This window comes from Bacillus cereus group sp. MYBK79-1, assembly GCF_051915365.1.
Taxonomy (GTDB): Bacteria; Bacillota; Bacilli; order Bacillales; family Bacillaceae_G; genus Bacillus_A.
Genome location: NZ_JBQAEO010000034.1, coordinates 1 through 2,892 on the forward strand (window position 1 = coordinate 1; position 2,892 = coordinate 2,892).

The following is a 2,892-nucleotide window of genomic DNA, read 5'->3' on the forward strand; positions in this document are numbered from 1 at the left end:
TTGTCTAGCATCTAAAAATAAAAATTGACGTTTCACGTTGTTTGTTTCGTTCAGTTTTCAAAGAACTACTTGGTCGCTCATTTGCGACTTCCTTATGTTAACATCTTCGTTAGTTAATGTCAACTAAGTTTTTTATTTCATTTGCCGCGCTCTGCGTTATTGCATCGGCGACTTGTTCTATATTACACCTCTATAGTCTAATCGTCAATACCTTTTTATAAAGTTATTTAATTTAATATTTTTATGCTCTTTTAGTTAGATATGGCCCTACAAAGATTCATTACCGGAAACCATCTTCTACTTCTCTTTAATCTATTCTTCCAAAACATATTCAATTGAATTTAAAGCATTATTCATTAAAAGGCTTAATCTGTAAGAACGTTTTCTCTCAACAGAACCAACAACGTTATTTATAAAAAGTATTAGTATATAACTAGGTAGTTATTACATTCCCTAACATCCTCCTTTATTTATCCTACTGTACTATCAATAAAACTCTATTAAAAACATGCGCAGATATAAAAGATATACGCATCCTTATAACGGATGATGGTAAGAGCATCTAGAAAACCACCTTTGGCCATTACCTCACACGATATCCGAACACCATTCACTTCTATTATTCAATATATTAGCGCTTTAAAAGATAAGGTGCTGTTTTCAAAATAGAAAAGTAAGTTTATTTATGTTTTTCATATCACTGTAGGTTCATATAAGTCACATATTATTAACCGGTAGCCCAAGTAGAATATTGGTCTTTTATCCATTTCACATCTAGTATCACTCACTTCAATACGGCCTAGTGTATTCTGAATATCCCTTAAATAAGTCACTAAAATATGTAAAGTTATAAGCTATCTTTGGAATTCGAACCTAGTAATAGCATTTCATCTTTAAACGCATCTACTAAATTCAAAATGAGCACCTCAATTAATTGAGTACACCTATTATACCTATACAGAACGAATATTCCACCCTTTATTATACATCACCACTCTCTTATATTTATGGAAACATACTATCATTTTTCCACCTGCACTTATCTTCTCTACGAAAGATCCTCAATTATAAGACTTAAGGAGGTTTTATCCTATATCCATATATAAACAACTACAAGATTTAACGTTAGAAGAGCAAATTGAGTTACTAACAAAGTATTTAGTTTCATTTAATAGCATTAACGGCACTAGCGGAGAAGTTCGGATTATAGATGAACTATATAGCATTTTAAAAGGTCTTCCTTATTTTATGAACACGTATGGGTTCAGGATGTAGCTCATGATCCCATAGGCAGGAGCAATGTATTTGCATTTATAAAAGCGAAAAACAACTCCCCTTCTACTATTATTTATCATTCACATCTAGATACAGTCGGCATTGAAGATTTCCGACCATTAAAAGACGATGCTTTCCCTCCTCACACACTCGAACAATATTTTCAAACCTACAAAAGTGATACGAATGTTCAAACCGATGCAAAATCTGGAGATTGGTTGTTTGACCGTGGCTCTCTTGATATGAAAAGCGGTGCTGCTATTCATTTAGCTAACATTCTATACTTTTAAGAACATATTCATTTACTAGAAGGCAATCTACTTCTCTTATTCAATGGAGATGGGGAAGGCGAACATCATGGTATTCTCTCTGCCTTAACTGAACTTGAAAGACTAAAGCAAGAAAAACAATTACAGTATCGTTTGGCAATTAATAATGATTTTATAACCCCCTTATATGATGGTGATACATTGTCGGGTATTGATCCTAATTTTATTGCAGCCCAAATCACAAATAGACTACATAACAACTATAAACTAACTGAACTTATTCCCGATGAACTCGTTCTCCCTCCAACTTGTTTATATCAGCGTGATAATAAAGAGAAGTATACTGTGCAAACAGCAACAAGTAGCCAATTATACTTTAATCATTTTATTTATGAAGCTACACCAAAAAGGTTCTTTCTCTATTATTAGAAGAAACGAGTAACGTCTGTAAAAAGGTAGAACACTATTTGCAGGAGCAGTTCGAACATTACTTACTCATAACAGGGCTTCCTATTCGAAAACTTTCTTGGGAAATTGATGTAATAAGCTATGCAGACTATATAAAAACATTAAGGAACCTAGACATTAACCCAGACATCGCTATTCAAGATGTTATACGAGAAAGTAACACACAAAATTTGCAAGAACTATATTTTGAAATTATCGCAGCTCTTCAACAACTAGATCCAGAAAAGAAAGCATGTGTTATTATTTTTTTCACTCCACCATTTTTACGACATAACTACCTAAAACAAATAAATGAGGTAAATAACCTATTACAAAATAAGATTCAGTCAATATTGAAGAATATATAGACCGAGACAGGTAAACAATTTGTATTTAAAAAATTCTTTCCTTGTTTAGCGGATGGTAGCTTCTTGTCTATTCACGAAACCGACGAAGAGTTAAAACCATTGTTAGAGAACTCCCCTAATTATTTCGCACAGTTAGTAATTGATGAGTTAACAACAGCAACATGCTCCAGCCATATTTTTATGAATTAGAAAATGAAACACTACCAACAACTAACGATTATAATATTGTACCCAATAGCCAGGATGAACCTGTAGCTATTATTAAGACAATAGAAGTAACTATAATGCCAATGAACGAAGTGACAGAAGAATTCACTATCGCTGAAGGCGAAGCGATAGTAGCTGTAATTACAAGTTTATCGATATAAAAACAAAGTGAAGCTATAATTAATAACGATTTCACCAAAAGTTCGTGTTTAATGAAACACAAAAAAGACGAGTCATTCTGACTCGTCTTAAGCTTGCTTGGCGACGTCCTACTCTCACAGGGACAAGGTCCCAACTACCATCGGCGCTAGAGAGCTTAACTTCCG

1 protein-coding gene and 1 pseudogene are annotated in these 2,892 nt (G+C 33.4%); both read left to right on the forward strand.

The window, feature by feature from the left end:
* Positions 1–2,011 precede the first annotated feature (2,011 nt).
* Complete coding sequence (locus tag ACTFOB_RS26235; RefSeq protein ID WP_440030127.1) at positions 2,012–2,359, forward strand: hypothetical protein; 348 nt, start codon at positions 2,012–2,014, stop codon at positions 2,357–2,359.
* 108 nt (positions 2,360–2,467) lie between these two features.
* Positions 2,468–2,691, forward strand: a pseudogene (locus ACTFOB_RS26240) (ASCH domain-containing protein); the annotation flags it as partial.
* Positions 2,692–2,892 lie beyond the last annotated feature (201 nt).